This window comes from Ancylobacter sp. 3268 (assembly GCF_031456575.1).
Lineage (GTDB): Bacteria > Pseudomonadota > Alphaproteobacteria > Rhizobiales > Xanthobacteraceae > Ancylobacter.
In genome coordinates this window covers 35834-61554 of sequence record NZ_JAVDUX010000017.1, presented here as the reverse complement: position 1 = coordinate 61554, position 25721 = coordinate 35834, and the positions used below count along the sequence as shown (strand labels likewise).

Annotated in this window: 25 protein-coding genes and 1 tRNA gene; 8 read left to right on the top strand and 18 right to left on the bottom strand. The window is 67.2% G+C overall.

Going from position 1 to position 25721, the window contains the following annotated elements; genetic code table 11:
• Window positions 1-3 precede the first annotated feature (3 nt).
• The 4 genes from J2X65_RS21365 to J2X65_RS21350 form a co-directional block, all read right to left on the bottom strand.
• The gene (locus J2X65_RS21365; RefSeq protein WP_310205522.1) at window positions 4-1113 is read right to left on the bottom strand and encodes a microcin C ABC transporter permease YejB; all 1110 of its coding nucleotides are present in this window, start codon (window positions 1111-1113) and stop codon (window positions 4-6) included.
• A 77-nt stretch (window positions 1114-1190) separates the two neighbouring features.
• Window positions 1191-3155, bottom strand: coding sequence for an extracellular solute-binding protein (locus J2X65_RS21360; RefSeq protein ID WP_404977771.1), 1965 nt, complete (start codon window positions 3153-3155; stop codon window positions 1191-1193).
• An 80-nt stretch (window positions 3156-3235) separates the two neighbouring features.
• Window positions 3236-5059, bottom strand: a complete 1824-nt coding sequence (locus J2X65_RS21355; RefSeq protein WP_404977775.1) for an extracellular solute-binding protein — start codon at window positions 5057-5059, stop codon at window positions 3236-3238.
• Window positions 5060-5397: 338 nt separating this feature from the next.
• Window positions 5398-5940, bottom strand: coding sequence for a c-type cytochrome (locus J2X65_RS21350; RefSeq protein ID WP_310205515.1), 543 nt, complete (start codon window positions 5938-5940; stop codon window positions 5398-5400).
• A 477-nt stretch (window positions 5941-6417) separates the two neighbouring features.
• Between J2X65_RS21350 and J2X65_RS21345 the strand changes: the two genes are divergently transcribed.
• Window positions 6418-7275 (top strand): prephenate dehydratase, encoded by an 858-nt coding sequence (locus J2X65_RS21345; protein WP_310205512.1) that lies wholly within the window; start codon window positions 6418-6420, stop codon window positions 7273-7275.
• A 153-nt stretch (window positions 7276-7428) separates the two neighbouring features.
• Window positions 7429-8916, top strand: coding sequence for an amidohydrolase family protein (locus J2X65_RS21340; protein WP_310205508.1), 1488 nt, complete (start codon window positions 7429-7431; stop codon window positions 8914-8916).
• 36 nt (window positions 8917-8952) lie between these two features.
• On the opposite strand, the gene fabI is transcribed toward J2X65_RS21340, so the two are convergent.
• The 3 genes from fabI to fabA all read right to left on the bottom strand — a co-directional run bounded on the left by fabI (window position 8953) and on the right by fabA (window position 11810).
• Entirely contained in the window at window positions 8953-9786 is an 834-nt protein-coding gene (gene fabI / locus J2X65_RS21335; RefSeq protein WP_310205673.1) for an enoyl-ACP reductase FabI, read from the bottom strand.
• 137 nt (window positions 9787-9923) lie between these two features.
• Window positions 9924-11147, bottom strand: a complete 1224-nt coding sequence (gene fabB / locus J2X65_RS21330; RefSeq protein ID WP_310205505.1) for a beta-ketoacyl-ACP synthase I — start codon at window positions 11145-11147, stop codon at window positions 9924-9926.
• Between the two features lie 156 nt (window positions 11148-11303).
• Window positions 11304-11810, bottom strand: coding sequence for a 3-hydroxyacyl-[acyl-carrier-protein] dehydratase FabA (gene fabA, locus J2X65_RS21325; RefSeq protein WP_310205502.1), 507 nt, complete (start codon window positions 11808-11810; stop codon window positions 11304-11306).
• Between the two features lie 402 nt (window positions 11811-12212).
• Here fabA and irrA point away from each other — a divergent pair, with 402 nt between their 5' ends.
• Together irrA and J2X65_RS21315 are read left to right on the top strand one after the other, a co-directional pair.
• Entirely contained in the window at window positions 12213-12695 is a 483-nt protein-coding gene (irrA, locus tag J2X65_RS21320; protein ID WP_271180533.1) for an iron response transcriptional regulator IrrA, read from the top strand.
• Between the two features lie 553 nt (window positions 12696-13248).
• On the top strand, window positions 13249-14850 hold the full coding sequence (locus J2X65_RS21315) for a GMC family oxidoreductase N-terminal domain-containing protein (RefSeq protein WP_310205500.1): 1602 nt from the start codon (window positions 13249-13251) through the stop codon (window positions 14848-14850).
• A 90-nt stretch (window positions 14851-14940) separates the two neighbouring features.
• Here J2X65_RS21315 and J2X65_RS21310 read toward each other — a convergent pair whose 3' ends face one another.
• Window positions 14941-15513 (bottom strand): SH3 domain-containing protein, encoded by a 573-nt coding sequence (locus tag J2X65_RS21310; RefSeq protein WP_310205497.1) that lies wholly within the window; start codon window positions 15511-15513, stop codon window positions 14941-14943.
• A 258-nt stretch (window positions 15514-15771) separates the two neighbouring features.
• On the opposite strand from J2X65_RS21310, the gene J2X65_RS21305 reads away from it, so the two are divergent.
• A complete protein-coding gene (locus tag J2X65_RS21305) occupies window positions 15772-16773 on the top strand; it encodes a D-glycerate dehydrogenase (RefSeq protein WP_310205494.1) in 1002 nt (333 codons plus the stop codon).
• A gap of 56 nt (window positions 16774-16829) precedes the next feature.
• Here J2X65_RS21305 and J2X65_RS21300 read toward each other — a convergent pair whose 3' ends face one another.
• Window positions 16830-17672, bottom strand: a complete 843-nt coding sequence (locus tag J2X65_RS21300) for a molybdopterin-synthase adenylyltransferase MoeB (protein ID WP_310205492.1) — start codon at window positions 17670-17672, stop codon at window positions 16830-16832.
• A 147-nt stretch (window positions 17673-17819) separates the two neighbouring features.
• On the opposite strand from J2X65_RS21300, the gene J2X65_RS21295 reads away from it, so the two are divergent.
• Window positions 17820-17896, top strand: a tRNA-Arg gene (locus tag J2X65_RS21295).
• Between the two features lie 235 nt (window positions 17897-18131).
• Here the strand turns inward: J2X65_RS21295 and J2X65_RS21290 are convergent.
• The 9 genes from J2X65_RS21290 to J2X65_RS21250 all read right to left on the bottom strand — a co-directional run bounded on the left by J2X65_RS21290 (window position 18132) and on the right by J2X65_RS21250 (window position 24102).
• Window positions 18132-18737, bottom strand: coding sequence for a hypothetical protein (locus J2X65_RS21290; RefSeq protein WP_310205489.1), 606 nt, complete (start codon window positions 18735-18737; stop codon window positions 18132-18134).
• Between the two features lie 39 nt (window positions 18738-18776).
• Window positions 18777-19232 carry a hypothetical protein gene (locus tag J2X65_RS21285; protein ID WP_310205486.1) on the bottom strand — a complete coding sequence of 152 codons (456 nt, stop codon included), beginning with the start codon at window positions 19230-19232 and terminating at the stop codon, window positions 18777-18779.
• Between the two features lie 365 nt (window positions 19233-19597).
• Window positions 19598-21142, bottom strand: a complete 1545-nt coding sequence (locus J2X65_RS21280) for a DnaB-like helicase C-terminal domain-containing protein (protein WP_310205483.1) — start codon at window positions 21140-21142, stop codon at window positions 19598-19600.
• A 330-nt stretch (window positions 21143-21472) separates the two neighbouring features.
• Entirely contained in the window at window positions 21473-21901 is a 429-nt protein-coding gene (locus J2X65_RS21275) for a hypothetical protein (protein ID WP_310205480.1), read from the bottom strand.
• A 34-nt stretch (window positions 21902-21935) separates the two neighbouring features.
• Window positions 21936-22430: a hypothetical protein gene (locus J2X65_RS21270; protein WP_310205477.1), complete on the bottom strand. Its 495-nt coding sequence runs from the start codon at window positions 22428-22430 to the stop codon at window positions 21936-21938.
• A complete protein-coding gene (locus tag J2X65_RS21265) occupies window positions 22423-22953 on the bottom strand; it encodes a hypothetical protein (protein ID WP_310205473.1) in 531 nt (176 codons plus the stop codon). The genes J2X65_RS21270 and J2X65_RS21265 overlap by 8 nt, the downstream gene beginning before the upstream one ends.
• On the bottom strand, window positions 22946-23491 hold the full coding sequence (locus J2X65_RS21260) for a hypothetical protein (RefSeq protein ID WP_310205470.1): 546 nt from the start codon (window positions 23489-23491) through the stop codon (window positions 22946-22948). Before J2X65_RS21260 ends, J2X65_RS21265 begins: the two co-directional genes overlap by 8 nt.
• 91 nt (window positions 23492-23582) lie before the next feature.
• Complete coding sequence (locus J2X65_RS21255; RefSeq protein ID WP_310205466.1) at window positions 23583-23798, bottom strand: hypothetical protein; 216 nt, start codon at window positions 23796-23798, stop codon at window positions 23583-23585.
• Window positions 23791-24102 carry a hypothetical protein gene (locus J2X65_RS21250; protein ID WP_310205463.1) on the bottom strand — a complete coding sequence of 104 codons (312 nt, stop codon included), beginning with the start codon at window positions 24100-24102 and terminating at the stop codon, window positions 23791-23793. Before J2X65_RS21250 ends, J2X65_RS21255 begins: the two co-directional genes overlap by 8 nt.
• Before the next feature lie 106 nt (window positions 24103-24208).
• Here J2X65_RS21250 and J2X65_RS21245 point away from each other — a divergent pair, with 106 nt between their 5' ends.
• Both J2X65_RS21245 and J2X65_RS21240 read left to right on the top strand, forming a co-directional pair.
• A complete protein-coding gene (locus J2X65_RS21245; RefSeq protein WP_310205460.1) occupies window positions 24209-24445 on the top strand; it encodes a helix-turn-helix domain-containing protein in 237 nt (78 codons plus the stop codon).
• Window positions 24446-24679: 234 nt separating this feature from the next.
• Window positions 24680-25600, top strand: coding sequence for a hypothetical protein (locus tag J2X65_RS21240; RefSeq protein ID WP_310205456.1), 921 nt, complete (start codon window positions 24680-24682; stop codon window positions 25598-25600).
• Window positions 25601-25721: the final 121 nt, after the last annotated feature.

Genomic DNA, 25721 nt, shown 5'->3' with positions numbered 1-25721 from the left:
GGCTCAGACGTCCCGCGTCTCGAAGTCGATGCGCGGATCGACCCAGCTATAGGTGAGGTCGGACAGCAGGTTCACCACCAGCCCGACCAGCGAGAAGATGTAGAGATTGGCGAACACCACCGGATAGTCGCGGTTCAGCACGCTCTCGAAGCCGAGCAGCCCCAGCCCGTCGAGCGAGAAGATGGTCTCGATCAGCAGCGAGCCGGAGAAAAACGCCCCGACGAAGGCGCCGGGAAAGCCGGCGATGATGATCAGCATGGCGTTGCGGAACACGTGGCGGTACAGCACCGCCCGCTCCGACAGCCCCTTCATCCGCGCGGTGACGACATATTGCTTGCGGATCTCGTCGAGGAACGAGTTCTTGGTCAGCAGCGCCATGGTGGCGAAGGCGCCGAGCACCATGGAGGTGATCGGCAGCACGAGATGCCAGAAATAGTCGAGGATCTTGGCGCCCCAGGAGAGCTGGGCCCAATTGTCGGAGGTGAGGCCACGCAAGGGGAAGATCGAGAAGAACGAGCCGCCGGCGAACAGGATGATCAGCAGGATGGCGAACAGGAAGCTCGGTATCGCGTAGCCGATGATGATCACCGCCGAGGTCCACACGTCGAAGCGCGAGCCGTCGCGCACGGCCTTGGCGATGCCGAGCGGGATGGAGATCGCATAGGTGATCAGCATCATCCACAGGCCGAGCGAGATCGAGACCGGCATCTTCTCCTTGATCAGGTCGATCACCGAGATGTCGCGGAAATAGCTTCGCCCGAAGTCGAAGCGGGCATAGTCCCACAGCATCTTGCCGAAGCGCTCATAGGCCGGCTTGTCGAAGCCGAACTGCACTTCCAGCTGCTTGATGAAGGCCGGGTCGAGCCCCTGCGCGCCGCGATATTTCGAGGAGGCCGGGTCGCTCGATCCCGCGCCGCTGCCGCCCCCGCCGCCGAAATCGCCGCCGCCGCCGGAGATGCGCTGGGTGGCGGAGGAGCCCTCGCCGGTCAGCTGGGCGATCACCCGCTCGATGGGGCCGCCGGGCGCGAACTGCACCACCACGAAGGAGATGAGCATGATGCCGATGAGGGTCGGCACCATCAGCGCGATGCGGCGGACGATATAGGCGAGCATGCGGGGTAGAGACCTCCGGCGGTTGCGGACAGGTTGGCGGGATGCGGCCCGCCGGTCAACTTAACGTCCGTTCATTCTCAGCCCGCCTTGCGCAGCCGCGCCGACCAGATGTCGGGAATGGCGCGGCCATAGGTCGGGCGCGGCACCGAGGGCCAGGCGAACTCGTCCCAATAGGCGATGTAGTGCTTGCCGGAATACCATTGCGGCACCCAGAATCGGCTCCAGCGCAGCCGACGGTCCAGCACCCGGCAGGCGGTGGTCATCTCGGCGCGCGAATTCGCCGCGATGACACGGTCGATCAGCCGGTCGATCGCCGGGTCGGCGAGGCCGGCGAGATTGGTCGAGCCCGGCGTCGTCGCCGCCTTGGAGCCGAAGAAGCTGCGCAGCGATTCCCCCGGCACCGAGGTCAGCGAATAGCGCCGCACCGTGGCGTCGAAGTCGAAATCGTTGACCCGGCGCTGATATTGCGCCGGGTCCACCACGCGGAAATGCGCCTGGATGCCGAGCATGCCGAGATTCTTGATGAAGGGCGCGGTGTGGCGCTCCAGCGAGCCCTCGTCGTCGAGGAACTCGATGGTGACCGCCCGCCCCTCGCGGTCGGTAAGCCGGCCGTCCTTCACCGTGAACCCTGCCTCGCGCAACAGCGCGCTGGCCTTGCGCAGCAGCGCGCGATCCTGGCCGGAGCCGTCGGAGACCGGCGGCGACCACGGCTCGCCCTTCAGCGCCGCGATCTGTTCCGCCGGCACCAGGTCGACCAGCGTGTCGATCAGCACCGTCTCCTCCGGTCCCGCCGGCCCCTGCGCCTTCAGCTCGGAATTCTCGAAGAAGGATTGGGTGCGCTTATAGGCGCCGAACATCAGGTTCTTGTTGGTCCACTCGAAGTCGAAGGCATAGGCGAGCGCCTCGCGCAGCTTCGGGTCGGCGAATTGCGGCCGCCGCAGGTTGAGGAACCAGCCCTGCGCGCCGGCGGACAGGCCGCTGGGCAGTTCCTCGCGCTTCACCCGCCCGTCCTTGAAGGCGGGGAAGTCGTAGCCGGTCGCCCAGATGCGGGAGGTGAACTCCTCGCGGAAGCGACAGGCACCCGCCTTGAACGCCTCGAAGCCGACCTCGCGGTCGCGAAAATACTCGTAGCGGACGGTGTTGAAATTGCTCACGCCGACATTCACCGGCAGCCCGGCGCCCCAGTAGTCGGTCACGCGGGCATATTCGACATAGCGGCCGGATTCGAAGCGCCCGACCTTGTAAGGGCCGGAGCCGAGCGGCGGCTCCAGCGTCGATTCCTCGAAATTCTTCGTCGCATAATAGGCACGCGAGAAGATCGGCAGCTGGGCCACGGTGAGCGGCACGTCCCGGCCGCGCCCCTTGGCGAAGCGTACCACCGCGATGTCGGCGCCCTCCGCTTCCGCTCCCACCATCTCGCGCAGGCCCTGCTGGATGATAGGATGGCCCTTCTCCTTGAGCAGGTTCAGCGAGAAGGCGACGTCCTCGGCATCCAGCGTCGAGCCGTCGTGAAAGCGCGCCTGCGGCCGCAGCCGAAAGCGGTAGACGGTGCCGTCCTCGCTCACTGCCACCGAGCGGGCGACCAGCCCGTAGACGGCATCCGGTTCGTCGAGCGCCCGCGCCATCAGCGCGTCGAAGGTCAGCTCGATGCCCTGCGCCGCGTCGCCGCGCAGGATATAGCCGTTGAAGGAATTGAAGGTCTGCAGCGCCTGATTGTAATAGGCCACCGGCCCGATCTGCGAGAACGCCCCGCCCCGGACAGCCGCGGGATCGACATAGGCGAAATGCGTGAAGTCGGCCGGGTATTTCAGGTCGCCGAAGGCCGAGAGCCCGTGCCGCTCACCGGCGGGCAGTCCCGTATCGGCAGGCGCAGCGCCTTGCGCGAGCACGCCGCGCGGAAGGGTGAGCCCCGCGCCGGCCCCGGCCGCAAGCGCCAGCAAGGCTCGACGGGACAGGCACAAATCACGAACGCCCCCGTGGCTTTCCCTCTCCCCGGTGGGGAGAGGTGGCCCGCGAAGCGGGTCGGTGAGGGGGGACGACATGGGGGAATGAAGAAGACCCCTCCCCCCATCCCTCTCCCCAGTGAGGAGAGGGAGTAGATCAGGATTCCGCCGCTCCCCGCTCACGGCGCCCCTCCCGTCTGCGCCGCCTTCTGCGCGTCCCACCACCAGATGTCGGGAAAGGCGAAGGAATAGTCCGGCAGCTTGTCCGGATGCGAGAAGCGGTTCCACCGCGCGGTGCGGTAGTTCGGGTAGTTCCAGGTCGGGATCACGAAATCATAGGCGAGCAGCACCCGGTCGAGCGCCCGGGTGGCGGCGACCAGGTCCTCGCGGTCGGTGGCGTAGATCACCTTCTCGATCAGCGCGTCGATGCCGGGGTCCTTGATGCCGGCATAATTGGCCGATCCCTCGCGGTCGGCCGCCGCCGAGCCCCAGAAGTCGCGCTGCTCGTTGCCGGGCGACAGCGACTGCCCCCAGCCGGAGATGATCATGTCGTAGTCGCGGGCGCGCAGCCGGTTGATATATTGCGAGGTGTCGACCTGCCGCACGTTCACGGTGATGCCGAGCCGCTCCAGCGCCGGCTTGTAGAACAGCGCCACGCGCTCGAAGGCCGGGTTGGCGATGAGGATCTCGATGGTGAAGGGCTCGCCCCTGGCGTTGACCAGCTTGCGGTCCTTGACGGTGTAGCCGGCCTCCTTCAGCAGCCGCGCCGCCTCGCGCAGATTGGTGCGGCGCTCCTCCTCCCCGCCCTGCGGCGGGTTCTGGTAGGGGGTGGTGAACACGCTCGCCGGGATCTTGTCCTTCACGCTCTCCAATATGGCGAGCTCGCGGCCCTGCGGCAGGCCGGAGGAAGCCAGCTCGGTGTTCTGGAAATAGCTGGAGGTGCGCTTGTACTGGCCGAAGAACAGCGTGCGGTTCATGCCCTCGAAATCCAGCGCGTAATCGAGGGCCTTGCGCACCCGCTGGTCCTGGAACTTCGCCCGCCGCAGATTGGGGATGAAGGCCTGCATCTGGCCGGACGCCCGGTTGGCGAACTCCTCCAGGATCACCTTGCCCTGCTTCACCGCCGGGAAGTCGTAGGCGGTGGCCCAGTCCTTGGCCGAGCTCTCGATGCGGAAATCATACTGGTCGCCCTTGAAGGCCTCCAGCTCCACCGTGTCGTCGCGGAAATATTCGAAGCGCTGCTCGTCGAAATTATTGGTGCCGATGTTCACCGGCAGGTCGCGGCCCCAATAGTCCTTCACCCGCTCGAAGGAGATCGAGCGGCCGGGCACCACCTGCTTCACCTTATAGGGGCCGGAGCCGAGCGGCACTTCCAGCGTGCCCTGGCCGATGTCGCGCGGCTTGCCGTCCGGCCCGCTCGCCGTCCACCAATGCTTGGGCATGATGCGCAGCTGGCCGACGATCTGCGGCAATTCGCGGTTGCCGGCCTGGTCGAAGGTGAAGGTCACCTCGTCGTCGCCGGTCTTCGCCGCCGATTTGACGTGGCTGTAATAGAACGCCTGGCGCGGGTTGTTCTTGATCGTCTGCTCGAAGGACCACACCACGTCGTCGGGGGTGATCTTCTGGCCGTCATGCCAGCGGGCCTGCGGGCGCAGCTTGTAGGTGACGGAGGCGAAGTCGTCGGGATAGCGCACGCTCTCGGCGATCAACCCATATTCGGTCGCCACCTCGTCGGCGGCCGGGCTCATCAGCGTGTCGTAGATCAGCGACAGCCCGGCGGCGGGGTTGCCGCGCGGGATGGTGTCGTTGAGCGAATCGAAGGTGCCGCTGGCCGACAGCCTGAGCAGCCCGCCCTTGGGGGCGTCGGGATTCACATAGTCGAAGCGCTTGAAGTCGGCCGGGTATTTCGGCTGCCCGAGCAGGGAGAGGCCGTGACGCCATTCCGGGTCTGCCTGCGCCGGGCCGGTGCCGCCGAAGCTGCCGAGCATGAGCGCCGCGCCCATCAGCGCCAGGGCCAACCGGCGCGAGCGACGGGCCAAGACCGGCGCGGCACGGGCCGGGGCGACACGGGCCGGCGGGATGACACGGACCGGGGCAACTCGGACCGGGGTGACTCGGCGATCGACCATGCGGCGCACTTCCTTGTTCGAGCCTCTGTGCGGCGGACCGGCCGACGCACCGGGCAGGCCGGCACAGCCTACCTCCCGCGAAGCGAATATGAACGGTGACGTTCGGAAAACAATAAGGCCGGAAGCGCGCCGCGCCTCCGGCCTGACGTGATCGTGAAGCAATTCACAAGCAATTCCGAAGCGTCCGGCGCCGGAGGCCGCCGGTTGCGGTCTCAGGGCGCCGCCGGGATCGCCTGCGGGCTGTGCGACAGCGAGTTGAGATAGACCAGCAGGTCGGCGCGCTCGGTCTCCTTGGCGATGCCGGCGAAGCCCATGGCGGTGCCGGGAATGTCGGCCTTGGGGTTCTTAAGGAAGGCGTTCAGCTCCTCGAAGGTCCAGGTGCCGCCATGCGCCTTCAGCGCCGCGGAATAGGCGAAGCCTTCGGCGCTCGCCACCGGACGGCCGACCACCGCGTAGAGATCGGGGCCGACCTTGGCGCCGGCACCCTCGACGAAATTGTGGCAGGCGGCGCACTTCTTGGCGACCGCGGCCCCCTTCTCGACGCTGGCCTTGGGCAGCAGTTCGGCGATCGGCACGTCGGCGGGCGCGGCGGCCTGGGCGGCACCGCCGCCGCCTTCGGGAATGGCGATCTCGAAACCGGGCTTCTCCGGCGCGTGCGACGTGAACAGGATGCCCGAAAACACGTTCAGACCCAGCGTGAAAGTCAGCACGCCGAGCACGGCGCCGGCGATCTTGTTCAGCTCGAAGCTGTCCATATGTAGTTCCGCTCCCTCGACCGGCACGACGATCCATCCGGCTGGACCGCCGCTGCCCGCGCGTAATGTAACAGCCGCTTTGCACGGCCGCCAACGGCGGGCGGAACTAATCATTTTGACCGTGGGCGTGCAACCCGTATAAGCGCGCCGGCGGTGCTACGTTTCGCCACCGCCCGTGCCTCTCCTGGCCAGCGCCCTCCTTGCGCAAGCCTCTGGAACTGCTGATATTTCGCGCGCATCCTGCCGATGGGGCAGGTGAGCGCGGCGCCCGCCCGGCATTCTCGCCCGGCGCGCGGCCGGCAGGGGGCGGCGGGCGGCGCGGCGTTCCGTCGCGCTTTCGGGATGCCTTGCGGCACGGTGCCGGCCGGATCGCCGGGTGCCCCGAACGGTGCCGACGCAACGGAGCCCGCATCCCGCGGCACCGCCGTCTCGAGACGCCACGGGTCGCCGGGCGCGCAGGTGAAGGACGAGAGCACGATGAAGACCCCCCGCACCGTGGCCTTTCAGGGCGAGCCGGGCGCCAATTCCCACAATGCCAGCCGCGAGCGGTTTCCCGAGGCCGTGGTGCTGCCCTGCCCGACCTTCGAGGATGCCTTCGCCGCCATCCAGTCCGGCGAGGCCGATCTCGGCATGATCCCGATCGAGAACTCGGTCGCCGGCCGGGTCGCCGATATCCATCATCTGATGCCGACCTCCGGCCTCAACATCGTCGGCGAGCATTTCCTGCCGCTTTCGCACCAGCTGATGGCGGTGAAGGGGGCGACGCTCGGCACGGTGAAGACCGTCACCAGCCATGTCATGGCGCTCGGCCAGTGCCGCAACATCATCCGCAAGCTCGGGCTCAAGGCGGTGGTCGGCTCGGATACGGCAGGCGCCGCCCGCCTGGTCGCCGAGGCGGGCGATCCCACCGTCGCCGCCATCGCCCCGCGCCTCGCCGCCGAGATCTATGGCCTCGACATCATCGCCGAGAACATCGAGGACGAGGCGCACAACACCACCCGCTTCATCCTGCTCTCGCGCGATGCCGATTGGGCGCCGGCCCATAACGGCCCTACCGTCACCACCTTCGTGTTCCGGGTGCGCAACGTGCCAGCCGCGCTCTACAAGGCGCTGGGCGGCTTCGCCACCAACGGCGTCAACATGACCAAGCTGGAATCCTACCAGCTCGATGGCGAGTTCTTCGCCACCCAGTTCTATGCCGATGTCATCGGCCATCCCGACGATGTGCCGCTGAAGAACGCGCTGGAGGAACTCGCTTTCTTCTCCAAGGAGTTGCGCATACTCGGCGTCTACCCCGCCGATGCCTACCGCATCGCCCTCAGCGCCGGCGAGTAACCCGGCCGCCCTCTGCGTGGGCCTTGCGCTCGCGGCCCACGCACATCGCCTCACCGGCGTTCGCGGGTTGCGCGCACGGCGCATCTGCGTAGGGTGCGCGGGTCGCGGACGGAGCGGAACGAGCCGCCTCCCGTGCCGATCCGGAGGTGCCTCATGTCGTTCCGCCCCTCACCCCCTCCCCCCGCTTTTGCCTGTACCGACCCCACCGCCAGCGAGGCGGCCGGCCACACCGGCTGCCTCTGCCACCGGCCGGAGCTCGCCGCGCTGACGGCCCGGCTCGATGCCGGCCTGTCACGGCGCGGCTTCGTCGCCGGCATGGCCGCCTCGCTCGCCGCGCTCGGCCTCGCCCGGCCGGCACGGGCGCAGGGCGTGCCGGCCGGCCCGCAGCGGGTGCTCTTCACCAATGTACGGCTGTTCGACGGCACCTCCAGCACGCTGCGCGACGGCGTGTCGCTGCTGGTCGAGGGCAATCGCATCGCCGGCATCGCCGCCGGCACCCCCACCCCGCCGGAAGGCGCGCGGGTGATCGACGGCGGCGGCCGGGTGCTGATGCCCGGCCTTATCGACATGCACTGGCATTCCATCTTCGCCGCGCTGCCGCTGCCGGTCATGATGACCGCCGAGCCCGGCTACATCTTCCTTTCCGCCGCCGCCGAGGCCGAGCGCACGCTGATGCGCGGCTTCACCACCATTCGCGACCTTGGCGGGCCGTCCTTCCCGCTGAAGCAGGCGATCGACGAGGGGCTGGCCACCGGCCCGCGCATCTATCCCTGCGGCGCCATGATCACCGCCTCGGGCGGCCATGGCGACCTGCGCCCGCTTGCCGAGCTGCCGCGCGCCGCCGGCACGCCGGACCGCACCGAACAGACCGGCGGCGTCGCCATCGCCGATGGCGAGGCCGAGGTAATGATGCGGGCGCGCGAGCAGCTGATGCAGGGGGCCTCGCAGCTGAAGATGGTCGGCGGCGGCGGCGTGTCCTCGCCGCGCAGCCCGCTCGACGCCTCCACCTTCACCGAAGGCGAGATGCGCGCGGCGGTACAGGTGGCGAGCGACTGGAACACCTATGTCGCCAGCCACGCCTATGCGCCGCAGACCATCCGCCGCTCGCTCGATGCCGGCGTCACCTGCATCGAGCACGGCCATCTGATGGACGAGGAGATCGCGGCGCGGATGGCTGAGACGGGTGTCTGGCTCAGCACCCAGCCCTTCCTCGGCGCCGAGGATACCGGGCCGCTGGTCGGCCCCAGCCACGACCGGGCACTGGCGATCTTCGCCGCTACCGAGCGGCTCTACGCGCTGGTGAAGAAGCACGGCATCAAGACCGCCTTCGGCTCGGACATGCTGTTCTCGCCGGCGCTGGCGCGGCGGCAGGGGGTGATGCTCACCCATCTCGCCCGCTGGTATTCGGGCGCCGAGGCGCTGAAGATGGCCACCGCCACCAATGCCGAGCTGCTGGCGCTGTCCGGCCCGCGCAATCCCTATCCCGGCAAGCTCGGCGTGCTGGAAGAGGGCGCGCTCGCCGATATGCTGCTCGTCGACGGCAACCCGTTGGAAGATCTGTCGCTGATCGCCGATCCGGAGGCGAAGTTCCGCCTCATCATGAAGGACGGCAGGATCCACAAGGATACGCTCGCCGGCTGACCGGCGGGCGCCGGGCAGCCGGCAGGCGCGGAGGGCCTAGTCCGCCGCCTCGCCGGCTTCCACCGCGTCCTCGATGGTCTTCAACGCCGCGGGGTGCGGCATGGAGATGATGTTGTAGCCGGAATCGACGAAATGCACCTCGCCGGTCACCCCGCTCGACAGGTCGGAAATGAGGTACAGCGCCGCCCCGCCCACCTCGTCGATGGTCACGGTGCGCCGCAGCGGCGCGTGGCGCTTCTGGTAGTTGAACATCAGCCGCGCATCGGCGATGCCGGCGCCGGCCAGCGTGCGGATCGGCCCGGCGGAGATGGCGTTCACCCGCACCCCCTGCGGCCCGTAATCGGCGGCGAGGTAGCGCATGCTCGCCTCCAGCGCCGCCTTGGCGACGCCCATCACGTTGTAGTTCGGCATCACCCGCGTCGAGCCGCCATAGGTGAGCGTCACCAGCGAGCCGCCATTCGGCATCAGCGCCGCCGCCCGCTTGGCGAGTTCGGTGAAGGAGAAGCAGGAGATCACCATGGTGCGCGAGAAGTTCTCCCGCGTGGTGTCGGCATAGCGGCCCTTCAGCTCGTTCTTGTCGGAGAAGCCGATGGCGTGGACCAGGAAGTCGATCGTCCCCCACTTCGCCTTCAGCTGGGCGAACAGACCGTCGACCGAGGCGAGGTCCTCGACGTCGCAGGCCAGCACGGTGTCGCTGCCCAGGCTCTGCGCCAGCGGCTTCACCCGGCGGCCCAGCGCCTCGCCCTGATAGGAGAAGGCGAGCTCCGCCCCCTGCGCGGCGAGCGTCCGGGCGATGCCCCAGGCGATGGAATGATCGTTGGCGACGCCCATGATCAGGCCTCGCTTGCCGTTCATCAGGCCGCCCTGCATCAGGTTGCCGTGCACCGGATTGCCCTGCGTCAGGCTCATATTCGTCTCCTCGCGCCCGGCGCAGCGCCGGCTTGAGCTCTTTCCGGCCGGACCATGACGTCCGGTCGACGGAAAAGCACGCTCACGTCAAAAAAGTTTCAGGCGGCGTCGGGGTGCTGCAGCACCAGCACGGCATTGGCGCCGCCGAAGCCGAAGCCGTTGGAGAGCACCCGGCCGAGCCTGACGTTGTCGACGCGCTCGCGGGCGATCGGCATGTCGGCGAAGACGGGGTCGATCTCGTCGATATGGGCGCTGGCGGCGATGAAGCCGTTCTGCATCATCAGGATCGAGTAGATCGCCTCGTGCACGCCGGTGGCGCCCTGCGAGTGGCCGGTCAGCGACTTGGTGGCGGAGATCGGCGGGCAGGAGGCGCCGAACACCTCGCGGATCGCCTCGATCTCCTTGAGATCGCCGATCGGCGTCGAGGTGGCGTGCGGGTTGATGTAGTCGATGCCGCCCTTCACCGTTGTCAGAGCCTGGCGCATCGCCCGCGCCGCGCCCTCGCCGGAGGGGGCGACCATGTCGGCGCCGTCCGAGGAGGTGCCGTAGCCGACGATCTCGGCATAGATGCGGGCGCCGCGGGCCCTGGCGTGCTCCAACTCCTCGAGCACCAGCACCCCCGCCCCGCCGGAGATCACGAAGCCGTCGCGGTTCTTGTCATAGGGGCGCGAAGCCACCGCCGGGCGGTCATTGTAGTCGGAGGACATGGCGCCCATGGCGTCGAACAGGCAGGACAGCGTCCAGTCGAGATCCTCGCAGCCGCCGGCGAACACGATGTCCTGCTTGCCGTACTGGATCTGCTCGGCGGCGTTGCCGATGCAGATATTGGTCGTCGCGCAGGCGGCCGAGATCGAATAGCTGGCGCCCTTGATCTTGAACCAGGTCGACAGCGTCGCCGAGGCGGTCGAGCCCATCGCCTTCGGCACCGCGAACGGGCCGACGCGCTTGGGGCTGGCATTCTTGCGGGTGATGTCGGCGGCCTCGACGATGGTGCGGGTGGAGGAGCCGCCCGAGCCCATGATCAGGCCGGTGCGCTCATTGGAGACGTCGTGCGCCTCGAGGCCGGAATCGCGGATCGCCTGCTCCATGGCGACATGGTTCCAGGCGGTGCCGCCGCCGTGGAAGCGCATGGCGCGGCGGTCGACGATCTCGCTGGCGTCGAGCTGCGGCGCGCCGTGCACCTGGCTGCGGAAGCCCAGTTCGGCGTAGCTGTCGGAGCGGGTGATGCCGCTCTTGCCCTCGCGCAGCGAGGCCAGCACCTCCTGGGTGGAGTTGCCGATCGACGAGACGATACCCATCCCGGTGACGACGACGCGGCGCATAGGCTTTCCTTCCTTGGCAGGTCCCGACGGCGTTTTCTGTCCGGCGCCGTGCGAAGCCCTATTCGTGAATGAGCTCCGGGCAGATGGCACCGGCAGCCGTGCTCGGCAAGGCCGGGCGGCCCGCGGGCCGCCGCGGCAGCGCCGCCCGTCGCGGGATCAGGTCTGGAACAGGCCGACCTTGAGGTCGCTGGCGCGATAGATCACGTCGCCGTCAGCCTCCAGCCACCCATCGGCGATGCCGAGCACCAGCTTGGAGCGCATGACGCGCTTGAAGTCGATGCCATAAATCACTTTCTTGACGGTCGGCAGCACCTGGCCGGTGAACTTCACCTCGCCGGTGGCCAGCGCGCGCCCGCGGCCGGGCGCGCCGAGCCAGCCGAGATGGAAGCCGACCAGCTGCCACATGGCGTCGAGGCCGAGGCAGCCCGGCATCACCGGGTCGCCCTTGAAGTGGCAGGCGAAGAACCACAGGTCCGGGTTCACGTCGAGCTCGGCGCGCACATGGCCCTTGCCGTTGGCGCCGCCATCCTCGGAGATCTCGGTGATGCGGTCGAACATCAGCATCGGGGGCAGCGGCAGCTGCGCGTTGCCCGGCCCGAAAAGCTCGCCGCGCCCGCATGCGAGCAGTTCATCATAGGAGAAGCTGTTCTGCCGTTCGACCATTGCCGCCGTATCACCACGCTTGTCGTTTCGACCGTGAGCGGCAAGGCTGCCGCCCGGTTCTGGCGCTTCCTATCACAGCGCCCTGCCGGCTCAAAGCCATCCGCCATGCGGCGCGACCGCTCACTATGTCGGCGTCATGACAGTTGCCGGCGGTGCCGCCCTCGCCCTTTCAGATTGGAATGATTACTATAATGCAAGGCATTGTTGCTCTGGCGCGCGGCCTGCGAATATAATGCCAGATGAAAAACCCGTTGCCCGCGGCCTGTTGCGTCGTGGCGGCATCGCCTTGCAACCGCGAGCAGCGCTGGCCGGACGGTTGGCCGCTGTTTTGGAATTGTCTGTTCGGATCGTGAAATGAGCGAGACTTTTCGCCCTGCCCCTGTCGCCGTATCGCGCATGGTGATGGAGGATGACGAACCGGTGCTCCCGGTCGCCCGTCTGCGGGACGTCGCGGCCGCCAGCCGCACCGGCTGCCCGTTCCATGATGTGCGCCACATGCTGCGCGATGTCGGGCTGCGCCCCACCCGCCAGCGCCTGGCGCTCGGCTGGCTGCTCTTCGCCAAGGGCGACCGTCACGTCTCGGCGGAAATCCTGCACGAGGAAGCGATCAAGGCGCGTTTCCCGGTGTCGCTGGCCACAGTCTACAACACGCTGCACCAGTTCACCGAGGTCGGGCTGCTGCGCGAACTCGCCATTGACGGCTCGAAGACCTATTTCGACACCAACCCGTCCGACCATCATCACTTCTTCATGGAAGGCGAGAATCACCTGCTCGACATTCCCAGCGCGGCGGTCGAGGTGGAGCGGGTTCCCGAGCCGCCGGAAGGCTATGAGATCGCCCGCGTCGACGTGGTGGTGCGCCTGCGCCCCAAGCGCCGCGGCTGATAATCGCGCCGCGGCTGAGATAATCCCGCAAAAGCCGCGCGAGATCATCGGTTTAAGGAAGGGCTGGTCGCAGGACCGGCCCTTTTCGTTTGCGCCGGGCCACGCGCTCCCGCTTGTCGGCCCATGCCGCACGCGCGGAGCGGCATCGCTCGGTCGCGCCCATGCCGCCCCGGCGGATACGCCCCCCCTCTTCCGTCGTCGGCAGGGAAGGCGCGAGCGGCCGCGTGCCGGCTCCCCCACCGCCAATAGCCGCTCGTCGGCGCCAGGGGTCATCCCGCCCACCGGCATCAGCCACCCTCCCCGGACAGGCGCCGCGCCGCCCCGCGAATGGGCGGGGCGAACGGCATGGGCAACGACATCGGCCGACAGCGATCCCCGGGCGCGAAACTCGCCACGACCGGCAACCGTCAGACGCCGTGTCATCGGAAAACGGGGCTCGCGGCTCAACTATTTTTAGAGTTTACTCCATTTTTGATGTTGACGATAAATTTGGCTTCCACGACCATCTCACGGGGAGGCGCGATAAGCCCCCGGCGCGGGATGGGGCGGAACGATGGAGCACTGGGACGTCATCGTGGTGGGCGCTGGCGCAGCCGGGGCCATCCTCGCCTCGCGGCTCGCCGAGGACGCCGACCGGCGCGTGCTGCTGTTGGAGGCCGGCAGGCGCGACCTGCCGATGCTGCACGGCGTGCCGATCCTCACCGGCTTCCTCGCAAATCACGATATCGGCGTCTGGCGCGACACGACGGAGCCCGAGCCCGGCCTCGGCGGCCGCAGCATCGCCTGGCCGCGCGGCCGGGTGCTCGGCGGCTCCTCCTCCATCAACGGCATGGTGTGGATGCGCGGCCGCCCCGCCGATTACGACCGCTGGGCGGCGGCCGGCGCGGCGGGCTGGGACTGGCGAAGCGTCGGGCCCGCCTTCGAGGCGCTGGAGCGCGGCACCGCCGCCAACGCGCCGCGCGACCCGTCAGCGCCCTTGCGGCACGTGCCGCTGATGCGCCATGACGGCGACAACCCGCTCTTCGAGGCGTTTCTCGCCGCCGGCGATCAGGCCGGCCATCCGCGGGCCGACGATTTCAATGCCGGCGGGCAGGAAGGTTTCGGCCGCTTCACCGTCAACATCCGCGACGGCCGACGCATGTCGTCGGCGGCGACCTTCCTGCGCGGGCGCCGGCCGGGCAACCTCACCGTGATAACCAGTGCCACCGCCCGCCGCCTGCGCGTGGTGGCGGGCCGCGCCACCGCCGTGGTGGCGGCGAAGGGCGGTCGCGAGCGGGAGTATCGCGGCTCGGAGATCGTGCTGAGCTGCGGCGCCGTCAACACCCCGAAGCTGCTCATGCTTTCCGGCATCGGCCCGGCCGGGGATCTGCGCCGGCTCGGCATCGAGGTGGCGCAGGACCTGCCGGGCGTCGGCGCCAATCTGCAAGACCACGTCTTCGCCCGCCTCACCTATGAATGCCGCCAGCCGGTAAGCCTTCAGCCCTTCACCCGCCTGGACCGCGCCGTGCTCGGCGTCGCCCGCGCCTGGGCCTTCGGCACCGGCGTGGCGGCGCGCACGCCCTTCGCCGTCGGCTTCCTGTTGCGCTCGCAGCCCTCCGCGCCGGAGCCCGACATAGAGGGCCTGTTCGTGCCCGGCCTGTCGACCTACAAGCCGTGGCTGCCGCTGCTGCAGCGCGCGCCGCTGCCACATGGCTTCGGCGTCTCCGCCTATCAGCTGCGGCCGGAGAGCCGCGGGCGAATCACCCTGCGCAGCGCCGATCCGGCAGAGGGTCCGCGCATCGTCGCCAACTACCTCGCCACCGAGGGCGACCGCCGCGCGCTGCGCACCGGGGTGCGGGTGCTGGAAGAGGTGATCGCGCAGCCGGCCTTCGATGCCTTCCGCGGCCGTCGCCTCGCCCCGGACATCCCCGCCGACCCCGCCGCCGCCGATGCGGTCATCGCCCAGCTCTGCGGCACCGCCTATCACCCGGTCGGCACCTGCCGCATGGGCCACTCCGACGACCCGTCAAGCGTGACGGGTCCCGACCTGCGGGTACACGGCATCGAAAATCTGCGCATCGCCGATGCCTCGGTGATGCCGCTGATGACCAGCGGCAATACCCACGCCCCCTCGATGATGATCGGCTATCGCTGCGCCGATCTGATGCGCGGCTGACGCCTGCACCCACCGGACGAAATCGGCCGCAGCGTACATCTCATCGAACCGCTGACGGCACGCCTCGGACCGCACCGGAGGCAGAACCGTCTAGTCGATCTTCTCGCCCGGATAGACACCCCACAGCTTCACCTGCTCGATGAAGCCCTCGAAGCCGGCGCCATAGAAGCGGCACCAGGTTCCGTCGCAGTCACTGACCTGGCCGAGCACCCCGGGTTCCACCTGGGCGGCGACGCGGGATTTGGCGTCGCGGCTGCCATAGAGCGAGGTCGGGCCGTCCTTGAGCCACGGCCCGACCAGCGCGGTGCGCCGGCTCGACAGCATCGAGTGGTAGACCCACCCCTCGGCGCCGTCGGAATCCCGGATGCGCCGCCAGGTTTCGAACTCCGCCGTGATCTCCACCGGCAAACCGGCGCGGGTGAACACCCAGGCCACGCCGTGATCGCGGGTGGGGCCCGAGCGCACATTCACCTTGTCGGCCTTGATCGAGACGAAACGCGGCACCGGCAGCCCGCTCTCGCGTCCCACCGGTCCGCTGGTCGCCGGGGTCGAGGATTGCGCCTGCGCATGCGAAAATGTCTTGTGAATCAACGGCTCCGCCGCCAACACCGCGGCGCCCGCGATCAGGGCGAAGATCAGGGAGCCCCGCCTATAGCCGCGCATCGGCCGTCCCTTGCGGCGCTTCTCGCCACCTCGAAGCCTCGCACCGATTCGAAGCGTGGAAATCCGCATCGTTCCTGTCACCTGTTCACCGCACGCCCGGCCCATCCGGAGGTAGCCCCCGGCGGCGTGCGCACGCCTGCACCGCGAATGGGTGCTTTTTGTGTTTCGCCGACCCGTCTGCTAATGAGGCACCGTCCCGACCGGGCGGCATTTTCCGCCTTCGACGTTAACGGGACCTTGATCGCGACGGGGATTGAGATGGCCCGCAAGAAGCCGTTGGTCGTGGTGACGCGCAAGCTGCCCGACAAAATCGAAACCCGCATGCGCGAACTCTTCGACGCTCGGCTGAATGTCGAGGATGTGCCGATGACCCAGGCGCAGCTCGCCGAGGCCATGGCGGCCGCCGATGTGCTGGTGCCGGCGATCACCGATCGGATCGATGCGCGGGTGATCGAGGCCGCCGGTCCGAACCTCAAGTTGATCGCCAATTTCGGCAATGGCGTCGACCATATCGACGTCGTGCTCGCCACCGAGCGCGGCATCACCATCACCAACACCCCCGGCGTCCTCACCGAGGACACCGCCGACATGACCATGGCGCTGATCCTCGCCGTACCGCGGCGTTTGACCGAGGGTGCTTCGCTGATCATCCGCGACGAGGGCGTGTGGCCCGGCTGGTCGCCGACTTGGATGCTCGGCCATCGCATCTGGGGCAAGCGGCTCGGCATCATCGGCATGGGGCGCATCGGCCAGGCGGTGGCGCGGCGCGCCAAGGCGTTTGGCCTGCAGATTCACTACCACAACCGCCATCCGCTTCCCGCGCATATCGAGGATGAGCTCGAAGCGACCTACTGGGACAGTCTCGACCAGATGCTGGCCCGCATGGACATTCTCTCGGTCAATTGTCCGCATACCCCGGCGACATTCCATCTGCTGTCGGCGCGACGGCTGAAGCTGGTCAAGCGCGACGCCTACATCGTCAACACCGCCCGCGGCGAAGTGATCGACGAACATGCGCTGATCCGCATGATCGAGACCGGCGAACTCGCCGGCGCCGGCCTCGACGTGTTCGAGCGCGAGCCGGCGGTCAGCCCCAAGCTGCTGAAGCTGGCCCGCCAGGGCAAGGTGGTGCTGCTGCCGCATATGGGCTCGGCGACGGTGGAAGCGCGCATCGACACCGGCGAGAAGGTGATCGTCAACATCCGCGCCTTCATGGACGGCCACCGCCCGCCAGACCGCGTGCTGCCGGCCATGCTGTGACACTTCGGCCGGGTCACCGGGTGGCCCGGCGTCGCCAGCCTCGCAAGGGGCTGCCTTCAGCGGCGATGGTGCGACAGGTCGGTAATGGTCGGCGCAGTTCCGGTCAGCGGATTGTCAGGATCCCAGCCATAGCTCAGCGTCTCGAAGCGCATCGATAGCGTATCGATCATCAGCAAGCGGCCCACCAGCCCCTCGCCGAAGCCGACGACGGCGCGAATCGCCTCCAGCGCCACCAGCGACCCGGCGACGCCGGCCACCGCCCCGACAATGCCCGCCTCAGCGCAGCTCGGCACGGTGCCGGCCGGCGGTGGTTCGGGAAACAGGCACCGGTAGGTGGGATTGGGGGCGCCGTCGGGTCCGCGCTCATGCGCGCGAAGCGTGGTCACGGTAGCGTCGAAGCGCCCGAGAGCGGCAGTAACAAGCGGCTTGCGCGCCAGCGTGCAGGCATCCGCGACCAGGTAGCGGGTGGAGAAATTGTCCGAGCCGTCAATGACCACGTCGGCGGCGGCAACGAGGTCCAGCGCGTTGTCGGCGGTCAGCCGCACCGCCTCGCCGTGAAAGGCGACATGCGGGTTGAGCACGGCAACGAAGGCTTCGGCACTTTCAGTCTTCAGCCGGCCGATCATCTCGGTGGTGTGGATCACCTGCCGCTGCAGGTTGGACAGCGAGACGACGTCGTCGTCGACAACGACAAGCCGCCCAACCCCTGCCGCCGCGAGATAGAGAAGAGCCGGCGCCCCGAGCCCGCCGGCGCCGACGACCAGCATGCTCGCCTTCTTGAGCTTCTGCTGTCCCGGTCCGCCGATTTCGCCGAGCACGAGATGGCGGGCATAGCGCTCGATCTCCTCCGATGAGAAGAACGGCTTGCGGGGCGTGTCGGCCGGAACATCGATGCTCATGACGAGCGCTATATAACCATCGTGCGGTCGGCTGCCATATGCCGGCGGCGGATGCGTGAGCATTTCCTGGGCCGGAGCGCCGGCACATGTTGCCCACGCGCGGCGCTTCGACTAAGAAGACGACGTCCGGCGCCCCGCGCGCCGCAGGCACCCGTAGCTCAGCTGGATAGAGCGTTGCCCTCCGAAGGCAAAGGTCGCACGTTCGAATCGTGCCGGGTGCGCCAAATTTTTCAAACATATCAATGATTTGCGGGAAGTCGCAGGACCGCTACAGACAGGGTTCGCGCACTTGGGACCCACCTGGGACCCACGCCGGGTTTCTGCCCACAAGCTCTCCGCCACCCCCCAGCCTCGCGCAGCTTCCCGCTCACGGAGCCGCCAGCTAGAACCCATCGCCGTCCGGTTCCGGGCCCTGCTCCCTTCCGAGCCGCTTGGCCGCCACCCGTGCCATTCCAGCGATCACGGCGTCGGCGCGTCGGGGGTATAGGCGCGTCGGTAAACCTCAATCTCAGCGAGCCCAACCTTGCCAATTCCCTTGATCTTCGAGATCGAAGTCATCTCCATGAAAAGCAGCCGCTCGGGAGCGTCGATCGCTGCGGCGAGGGCCTCAATCGTTCTCCGCGAAAATCCGCGATGGTCGAATCTCCGCGTGTTCAGGGGCTGGCTGCCACGAGCCGATCCCAAGGCCAGCGCGATTACCTGCTGTCGCGCACGTTCGCCGACGGAAGTGATCGGACCATCGGTCTCTGTGTGCCGCTTCGAAGGTGCTTTCGTCATGATCCGAGCCCATTGGTCCTTGTTACAAACCTTCGGCAGGCAGACTTTAATCCGATGCGGTGGCAGGCCGTGGCTGCACGAGTGGGCAACGGCCCCTGAAAGCGCTCCGTTACACCAAACGTAGCCGAAGAGGGCAGGATGAGAAGTGGCGCGCAGGACGCCGCCGCTCGCCACGTCCCAGTGAAGATTCTGAATATCACCCAACCGGTATGTGGCCGTCTGCCAATCCTGCGGATGTCGCCGCACTGACACGATCAGATCGACTGAACCGTCGTCGCGATCACTCATCGCACATCCTCCTGTCCGATCGTGGCCATCCCTATTGAATTAGGCGGCATTTTCTCTTCTCGCATAGCCATGTCGCGCCAGGACATCGGTGGGTGCTCGGCATCCCGGTTCATCGGGCGGCGGCCCAAGGGTGCCGAACGGCCAAAGGCTCGGATCGTCGCGGTGCCGGCCAACAAGCCGGTCCCACTGCTCTGTGGTGACCGCCGATCCCATTGTTCGGGCCGCCTCTGGGGCTTTCGATCGGTCGTCATAGGCACCCTCCATCAGTTTGGTGAAGCTCTTGGCCTGCAGGAAGAAATCGATGCTGGCCCGCCATCCCCGGTCGTTGTCGCCGCGGAGAAAAGCTGATCGTGCCGCGCGCTCCATGGCTTGCCGCCACCCGTCCAAACCGCCGCAGTCCCGCAGCCTCGCCGGCAGCAGGTTCCGTCGCTGAGGCGTGACGACCTCGGCTTTCGGCCAGCCGGCGGTGGGCGCAATGGCGTTGTAGATCGCCACCGCCTGCTCCACAGGATCACCGTCCGGTGGTCTTTCGGGAGGGGGAACCGGGGGCGGAAACAGCTCCTGGTCAAAATCCACTATCTCTTCTTTCTGGCTTCTGGCCTCTGGCTTCTGAGTAGTAGGGACCCTACTAGGGGACCTAATAGGTCGAGACGTTTCTTGTTGTTTTTCAGTAGGTTGTCGCCATCTCGAATTGACGGCATTTCGCCCCTTCTGGGCACGGGCAAAATCTCTTGTCATCCGGCGAGAGAAGATGATGCCTGTTCGCGTCATATCGAGCACGCCGGCTTGTCGAAGCTCGGACAGGTTCGTCCGCACCTCGTCCACCGGGGCGCCTACCATGCGCGACAGGACCTCAGCCTCTATGGGCTCGCCGTTGAGAAGCAGATGCCCGTAGGGTTTCGCCTCATGCATGATGCAGAGGCACTCCATCCACAAGCCGCGTGCGGCAAGCGAGACAGCTCGCAATGCCTGATCGCCACGCCAGTCCCGCGGGTAGAATTTCCGTAGCCCCCTGCCCAGTTCCGCACCGCATTCGCCGCGACGTTGCAGAACACGGTGCGCGTGCGCATCGGGCCGTTGCGGTTCTTGGCAATGATGACGTCCAGGCGGTTCTCTGCAGCCAGGAGCTGCTCGATCGCCTCAGGCTCCTGTGCATCCTTGAGGTAATATGCCTGTCGGAAGAGCAGCAGGACCGTGTCGGCATCGGCCTCGATGTCACCGCTCTCGCGCAGGTCGCCGAGCTCCGGGCGCTTGTCGGGCCGAGCTTCCACGGCACGGTTCAGCTGGGCGAGCAGCACGACGCAGATGTCGAGGTCCTTGGCCAGGGCCTTCAGGCCGGCGGTGATCTCGCCCACCTCGTAGACGCGCTGGCCGCGGTACCGGCCGGAGGGCTGGATGAACTTCAGATAGTCGACGACGATGGCCCGCAGCGGCGTGCCGCGCCGGCGCATGGCGTCCATGGCCGCGCGTGTCCGGGCAGCGATGTCGGACACCGTCAGGCCGGTGCGCGCGTCCAGCAGCAGCGGCCGGTGCTGGAGGTCTGCCGCGCAGCGACGCAGGAGGTCCACCTGGTCGTCGTCGAGATCACGCCCTTCGGCAATCTGCTTGAAGGTGATGGTGCGGCCGGAGGAATAGGCCTCGTCGGCGAGCAAGCGAGATCGCACCTGCTTGTCGTCCATCTCGAGCGAGAAGAACACGACGCCGTTGCCGGCCTTCGCGCATTGACGGGCGATCGATAGCCCGGTGATCGATTTGCCCATGCCGGGCCGGCCTGCCACGACCACGAGATGACCCGGCACCAGTCCACCGAGGTCGCGATCCAGATCCGCCAGGCCCGTCGTCGCGCCTTGCTCAACGGCCTCGCCGGCCCGGATGCGATCAATGGTGTCGAGAGCATCGGCGGCGAAGTCGCCGGCCCATCGTGCCATCACCCTGCTGGTGTCTAGCGCCGCTCGAACCTCGTCCAGCGATGAGGAAGCCATTGCGATCAACTCGCGAGGATCGGCACCCTGCTGTCGGGCGCTCTCCTCAAGCTGGGCACCGAGGGTGGAAACCTGTCGAACTGCCCACAGATCGCGAACCCGCTCGGCATAGTCATGGGCGTCGGGAATGCGAATGGCACGTTTGGCCATCTCGGTGGCATAGGCTCGCAGGGACATGTCACCAACGCCGACGCTGCCCAGTCGGGTCTCGATCGCCACCGGCGTCGGCGCCCGCCCTTCGCTCTGCAGCGTGCGGATGATGTCGAACATCTGGCCATGCAGCGGCTCGGCGAAATAGGCCGGCTGCATGGTGCCGGCGAGATGTCCCAACATCTCCGGTCGCGCCAACGCGGCGCCGATCAAGGCCTGTTCGGCCTCGATATCCAGCTGGAGATGATGATCGGCATCGGGGCCGAGGGTCATCGCTAAGTCCTCAACGGCACCCGGCCAGCCACGCCGCCGGAATGCATAAGCGGGGTTGCCTGAGCAACCGCCGGGGCCGTTGAAGCTCGCGACGATTGCATTCCCTTCCCCCGTGGCTGCGGAGGTATCGGATGTGAGGCGATCATGCGCAGGGCCGGCGAAGCACCCAACGCACGCACTTGATCGGGAAGAATGACCGCCATCGATGGCGATGCAAGGCATCGGATGCGGCTCTGGCCTGCCGTGATCCCCGGCAGCACCGAGCCGGATGGCGGTCAGTCGGCAAAGCGTTGCGAGGGCGAAGGAAATCGCTCCGCTTCCGAGGATGTCTCAGCGGCTCAAATCCTCTGGGCGGCCCTCTAGGGCCGGTAAATGTGGCCCCCATATCGCCATCACGGATAGTCTTTCCAGAGCCTTGGTCGGACATACGTCCGGATAGTCGCGGCGGAATCGTTCGGTTTCGATAGCCTGCCAACGCCAGTACGGCATGCCGGCCTCCAGGCGACACAACGCCATGCGGGTGCGTTCAAACTTGATGCTGGCCAATTCAGCCTTCTCGGCTGCTGCCATAGGGTCCTTGCTGTGCAACTGGGCCAGTTGCAGCCGCTGACATTCAGCGGCTCGCTCATCCAGCCGAGCTTGCAGGCCGCCGATCAGCACCGCGCGGCGTCGGAGGGCCGTGCCGACGGGATTGCCGGCCGCAGCAGAGTTCTCGGTCGTCCTGGGCTGTGCCAGAGGCCAACGGATATGCTGGTTCATGCTTATATCTCCAAGATCGGGGTACGGATGTCCGCTAGGACATCGAACGGGAGGTGCAACTTGCGCGCCTATCCCTCAAACGGCCCGTGTCAGATGAGACATCTGGAGCGCCAGCCATCCGCTCGATCTCGCGCAGCAGCGAGAGAAAGCACTTCGGTGCCCAGTCGAGATCGTGGGACGGATCGGCTGCGACATCCACCAGGATTCGACTGTCCCATAGGAAGGCGTGGGCGTGGGCCACCAGTCCCCGCGTCGTCCTGGCTGGCGTAGCGCGGATAGCGTTCGCGAGCGCGTCGCACGCCTCGCTCGCCGCCTCATCGGTGACAGGAGGCGGCGGTCCCTCGCCGTCATCGAACATCGTCACCATCCAGGCGACGCTGCGGATGCGGAGCTCGGCCTGCAGCCGGATCAGCGCCGCGTCGGGGTGAGCGGTGTCCGGCATCTGGAGCTGCGTGGCGAGCTCGACGACCTCCTCGGGCGAGAGGAACGGACGAGCGGTCAGTAGGGCGCGCCGGGAGAGCTCAGACATTGCGCCCTCCCGTGGCAGCGGCCATGCTCTCAACGTCTCGCGTGAGCGACAGGTAAAGCCGCCCGTCCTTCGACATCTCGTGCCATGGATAGCGCATCTCACGCGTCTGCCCGAGGTGGAAGGCTATGGCGCGCAGCTTCACCAGCACACCGTCCAGCGTCTGGGCCGGCTCGTCGTGCATCTGATCGGAAAAGTGGTCGCAGGCACTTGCCGTGGCGCGAGCCGCCTCCCTGGCCGCGGTCAGTCCGGTCTCCTCCCGGATCCTCAGCAGTGCCTCGGTGTTGGTCGCATCCGCCGGCCGCGCCAGCATCGTAGTGTGGAAGAGCGCATGAGCGGCGTCGAGAGCATCCTCCGCTTCCACCCAGTAGGAGAGCGCCGCGTCGAACCCGGCACCGAGCTGAAGTAGATGCGCGTCCGGGTGCGGGGCGGACGGGTCGGGGAGCGAGGCGGCAACCATGCCGACGGCGAGCGGCGTGATCAGCGGTGCTGCAGCCAGCAGCTTGCGGCGAGAGAGTTCAGCCATGGGTGCGGCCCTCCGCCTTCTCGGCGGCCGCACGCGCCTCGCCGATCACCGGCGCGAAGACGCCGACGACACGGCCGACGAGCTTCTCGGAGAAATACTCCGTCGTCAGCGGCCCCTCGGAGGAATACGCAGTGCCGGTACGCAGCCTGTATTCGCGCTCCTCCTTCGACCGAGGCGGCATGCCGTGATGGGCATGCCAGCACATGGCTGGCTTGCCCTTCGGATCGCCCCAACCGCGAGGCCCGAGCGTGTCCATCCGGCCGACGGCAACGCAGAGCTTGTAGGCCAGTCCGCACTCGAAGCGCACGGAGCCGTAGGCGATCAGATAGATCTCGCCAAACTGCGGTTGATGGTCGGTGAGGTCGATGACCGCGAATTCGCCGCGGCGCAGATGGGGATGGAAGGAATCCTCCTGCACCTGGATGGTCATGCAGCCCGCGGGAACGCTCGGCAGCTCCATCAGCGCCCGAAGCGCCGGTTGGTGCTGGAACTCGGCCGGCATTGGTTTCAGGGATTTCAACGGCATAGCTTTAGACATAGCGTCTCCTTTGCCGGTCGCACGCCGCGCCGGCTGATGGTGTTCGGTGACGGGGCTTGGTCAGACCGCGCCAGGTGTGCGGGTCAGGTGGTTAGGCTCGGCCGGCGCGCACGTAGTGGAAGGCGTCGGCCGTCTCTATCAGGAAGAACAGCGAGCGCGGCTCGAAGGACAGGACACGCTCGAAGCCCTCGCGAGCCGCGTCATATCGAGCGTCCTGCCCCTCGAAGATCTGCACCTGCCCATGCCGCCCATAGGCGACCGTGGTGCCGTCGGTTGCAGCGGCGTGGAGGTGGATGACCTCAGCCATGGGCGCGGCCCTCCACCTTAGCGGCGGCCGCGGCGCGGTAGTGCCGCGCCATCTGCCGGCTGTGCAGCATCTCGGCGATCAGCTCGAGGCTTTCGCCCGTGATCGTGCCGATCGTCACCTCGCGCACCCGTTGCAGCAGCGCGTCATAGGACACGGCCGCCATCACCGATGGATCACGCTGAAGCTCGTCCGCGAGGGCAAGGATGCGCTTGTCCGACAGGCAGCCGGTGCCGGTCGACGGTTCGACATGGTGCTTGGCAGAAGGCAAAGCGGTGACGTTGGCCGGAACGGTGGGGTTCGGCATTGGGAAGCGCCTCTTGAGAAATTATCAAGTAGGCTTTTGTTAACGCCAAGCGCATGTTTCGTCAACCGCGCTTGAGAAAATATCATCTAGAAGCTACAAAAACGTCATGATCACACCTCAGCAAATCCGCGGTGCGCGAGCGATGCTCGGTATGACCCAGGCAGCCTTGGCTGCTGCTGCTGGGATATCAACCACTGCGCTGAACAACATCGAGCGCGGTGCCGCCGATCCAAAGGCGTCGACCCTCACCGCCATCCAGCGCGCCCTCGAGTCCGCCGGCGTGATCTTCGTCGCGGAGAACGGCGAGGGGCCGGGGGTGCGGTTGAGGAAGGGGCAAAGCTGATACTCGGCTGGTGCCTGGAGAGCCGCAGTTAAATCGGTCGCCCTCGCATTCGATCCTATCAGAAACCAGCAGCAAGCGGGGTCGATCTCTTGGAGCGTTCTATCAGCCTGCAGGAACTATCACTGGCACCCCAATGTTGAGCTGGTGATCGATGCGGGCCAGCGAAGTGCATTGGGACGGACGACAGTCCTCGCCAATGCCGCTGTAGTCCAGCGCGCTCGATAGGAGGATATCATGGCATCAACTTACCCTGCCGCGGGCGTCTCGGCTCCCGTGGAATCGTCCTCATCCGCCGTCAGTTGGGGACCCATCGTAGCGGGGGCCTTTGCAGCATCGACGCTTACATTCGTTCTCATGCTTGTCGGGTCAGGAATCGGCCTGACCATGGTTTCTCCGTGGACCAATGAAAGCGCGAGTGTCACCACCTTCGCCGTCTCCACCGCAATATGGCTCGTCGTCGTGCAGTGGCTGTCGTCGGGGGTCGGCGGCTATCTGACGGGACGACTTCGCACCAGATGGATCGGTATTGCCACAGGCGAGACGCTGTTCCGCGATACGGCTCATGGGTTCATGGCCTGGGCCCTCGCAACCCTTCTTGTCGTGTCGGTGCTCGGCTCGGCGCTGACTGGAGCGATAGGGACCGGCGTCCAGGCAGCGTCGACTGTCGCCTCTGGAGCCGCGCTTGGGGCTTCGGCGGGTGCGGGGGCCAACGCCGGATCTGGCGCTGGGTCCGATGCAACCTCCTACTTCGTCGACGCGCTGTTCCGTCCGAGCGATCCCGCGCAGCTGGCAACGCCTGGCGCGGAGGGCAATGCCGCCGCAGCCGCCCAAGCCTCGCGCATTCTCGTCGCCAGTGCAGCCGCTGGTGAAGTCTCGGCCGGCGACAAGACCTATCTCGGTCAGCTCGTCGCCGCCCGCACCGGCCTATCACAGGCGGATGCGACGGCGCGGGTTGATGCCGTACTCGCGCAGGTCCAGGCCGCCAAGGTGAAGGCGCAGCAGGCGGCGGATGCGGCACGCAAGGCCGGTGCGACCTTCGCGTTGCTCGGTGCTCTGTCCCTCATGGTCGGTGCTTTCATCGCCTGCGTTACGGCCGCCTTGGGCGGGCGCCAGCGCGATGATGAGGAAACGCTCTATCTCGGCACACGCCGCTAATTCGGAGAGCGGCCGACCCTAGGCGGGCCGGCCATCTTCCTGCGACAGGCGCCGACCAGCAAGCGATGCCCCTGGAACACCCGCGGCGGGCCAGCGCGCGCGCCTAGCAACCGGTTTTAAC

Coding starts and splice junctions, on each gene's coding strand:
- J2X65_RS21365 (WP_310205522.1), bottom strand. CDS start 1,113: ATGCTCGCCTATATCGTCCGCCGCATCGCGCTGATGGTGCCGACCCTC.
- J2X65_RS21360 (WP_404977771.1), bottom strand. CDS start 3,155: ATGTCGTCCCCCCTCACCGACCCGCTTCGCGGGCCACCTCTCCCCACC.
- J2X65_RS21280 (WP_310205483.1), bottom strand. CDS start 21,142: ATGACCCTCGGCCCCGATGCCGATCATCATCTCCAGCTGGATATCGAG.
- J2X65_RS21340 (WP_310205508.1), top strand. CDS start 7,429: ATGTCGTTCCGCCCCTCACCCCCTCCCCCCGCTTTTGCCTGTACCGAC.
- J2X65_RS21265 (WP_310205473.1), bottom strand. CDS start 22,953: ATGGCTGAACTCTCTCGCCGCAAGCTGCTGGCTGCAGCACCGCTGATC.
- J2X65_RS21345 (WP_310205512.1), top strand. CDS start 6,418: ATGAAGACCCCCCGCACCGTGGCCTTTCAGGGCGAGCCGGGCGCCAAT.
- J2X65_RS21275 (WP_310205480.1), bottom strand. CDS start 21,901: ATGAACCAGCATATCCGTTGGCCTCTGGCACAGCCCAGGACGACCGAG.
- J2X65_RS21260 (WP_310205470.1), bottom strand. CDS start 23,491: ATGTCTAAAGCTATGCCGTTGAAATCCCTGAAACCAATGCCGGCCGAG.
- irrA (WP_271180533.1), top strand. CDS start 12,213: ATGGAGGATGACGAACCGGTGCTCCCGGTCGCCCGTCTGCGGGACGTC.
- J2X65_RS21310 (WP_310205497.1), bottom strand. CDS start 15,513: ATGCGCGGCTATAGGCGGGGCTCCCTGATCTTCGCCCTGATCGCGGGC.
- fabA (WP_310205502.1), bottom strand. CDS start 11,810: ATGGTCGAACGGCAGAACAGCTTCTCCTATGATGAACTGCTCGCATGC.
- J2X65_RS21270 (WP_310205477.1), bottom strand. CDS start 22,430: ATGTCTGAGCTCTCCCGGCGCGCCCTACTGACCGCTCGTCCGTTCCTC.
- J2X65_RS21250 (WP_310205463.1), bottom strand. CDS start 24,102: ATGCCGAACCCCACCGTTCCGGCCAACGTCACCGCTTTGCCTTCTGCC.
- J2X65_RS21240 (WP_310205456.1), top strand. CDS start 24,680: ATGGCATCAACTTACCCTGCCGCGGGCGTCTCGGCTCCCGTGGAATCG.
- J2X65_RS21355 (WP_404977775.1), bottom strand. CDS start 5,059: ATGGGCGCGGCGCTCATGCTCGGCAGCTTCGGCGGCACCGGCCCGGCG.
- fabB (WP_310205505.1), bottom strand. CDS start 11,147: ATGCGCCGCGTCGTCGTCACCGGGATGGGTATCGTCTCGTCGATCGGC.
- J2X65_RS21255 (WP_310205466.1), bottom strand. CDS start 23,798: ATGGCTGAGGTCATCCACCTCCACGCCGCTGCAACCGACGGCACCACG.
- fabI (WP_310205673.1), bottom strand. CDS start 9,786: ATGCAGGGCGGCCTGATGAACGGCAAGCGAGGCCTGATCATGGGCGTC.
- J2X65_RS21245 (WP_310205460.1), top strand. CDS start 24,209: ATGATCACACCTCAGCAAATCCGCGGTGCGCGAGCGATGCTCGGTATG.
- J2X65_RS21305 (WP_310205494.1), top strand. CDS start 15,772: ATGGCCCGCAAGAAGCCGTTGGTCGTGGTGACGCGCAAGCTGCCCGAC.
- J2X65_RS21350 (WP_310205515.1), bottom strand. CDS start 5,940: ATGGACAGCTTCGAGCTGAACAAGATCGCCGGCGCCGTGCTCGGCGTG.
- J2X65_RS21290 (WP_310205489.1), bottom strand. CDS start 18,737: ATGAGTGATCGCGACGACGGTTCAGTCGATCTGATCGTGTCAGTGCGG.
- J2X65_RS21300 (WP_310205492.1), bottom strand. CDS start 17,672: ATGAGCATCGATGTTCCGGCCGACACGCCCCGCAAGCCGTTCTTCTCA.
- J2X65_RS21315 (WP_310205500.1), top strand. CDS start 13,249: ATGGAGCACTGGGACGTCATCGTGGTGGGCGCTGGCGCAGCCGGGGCC.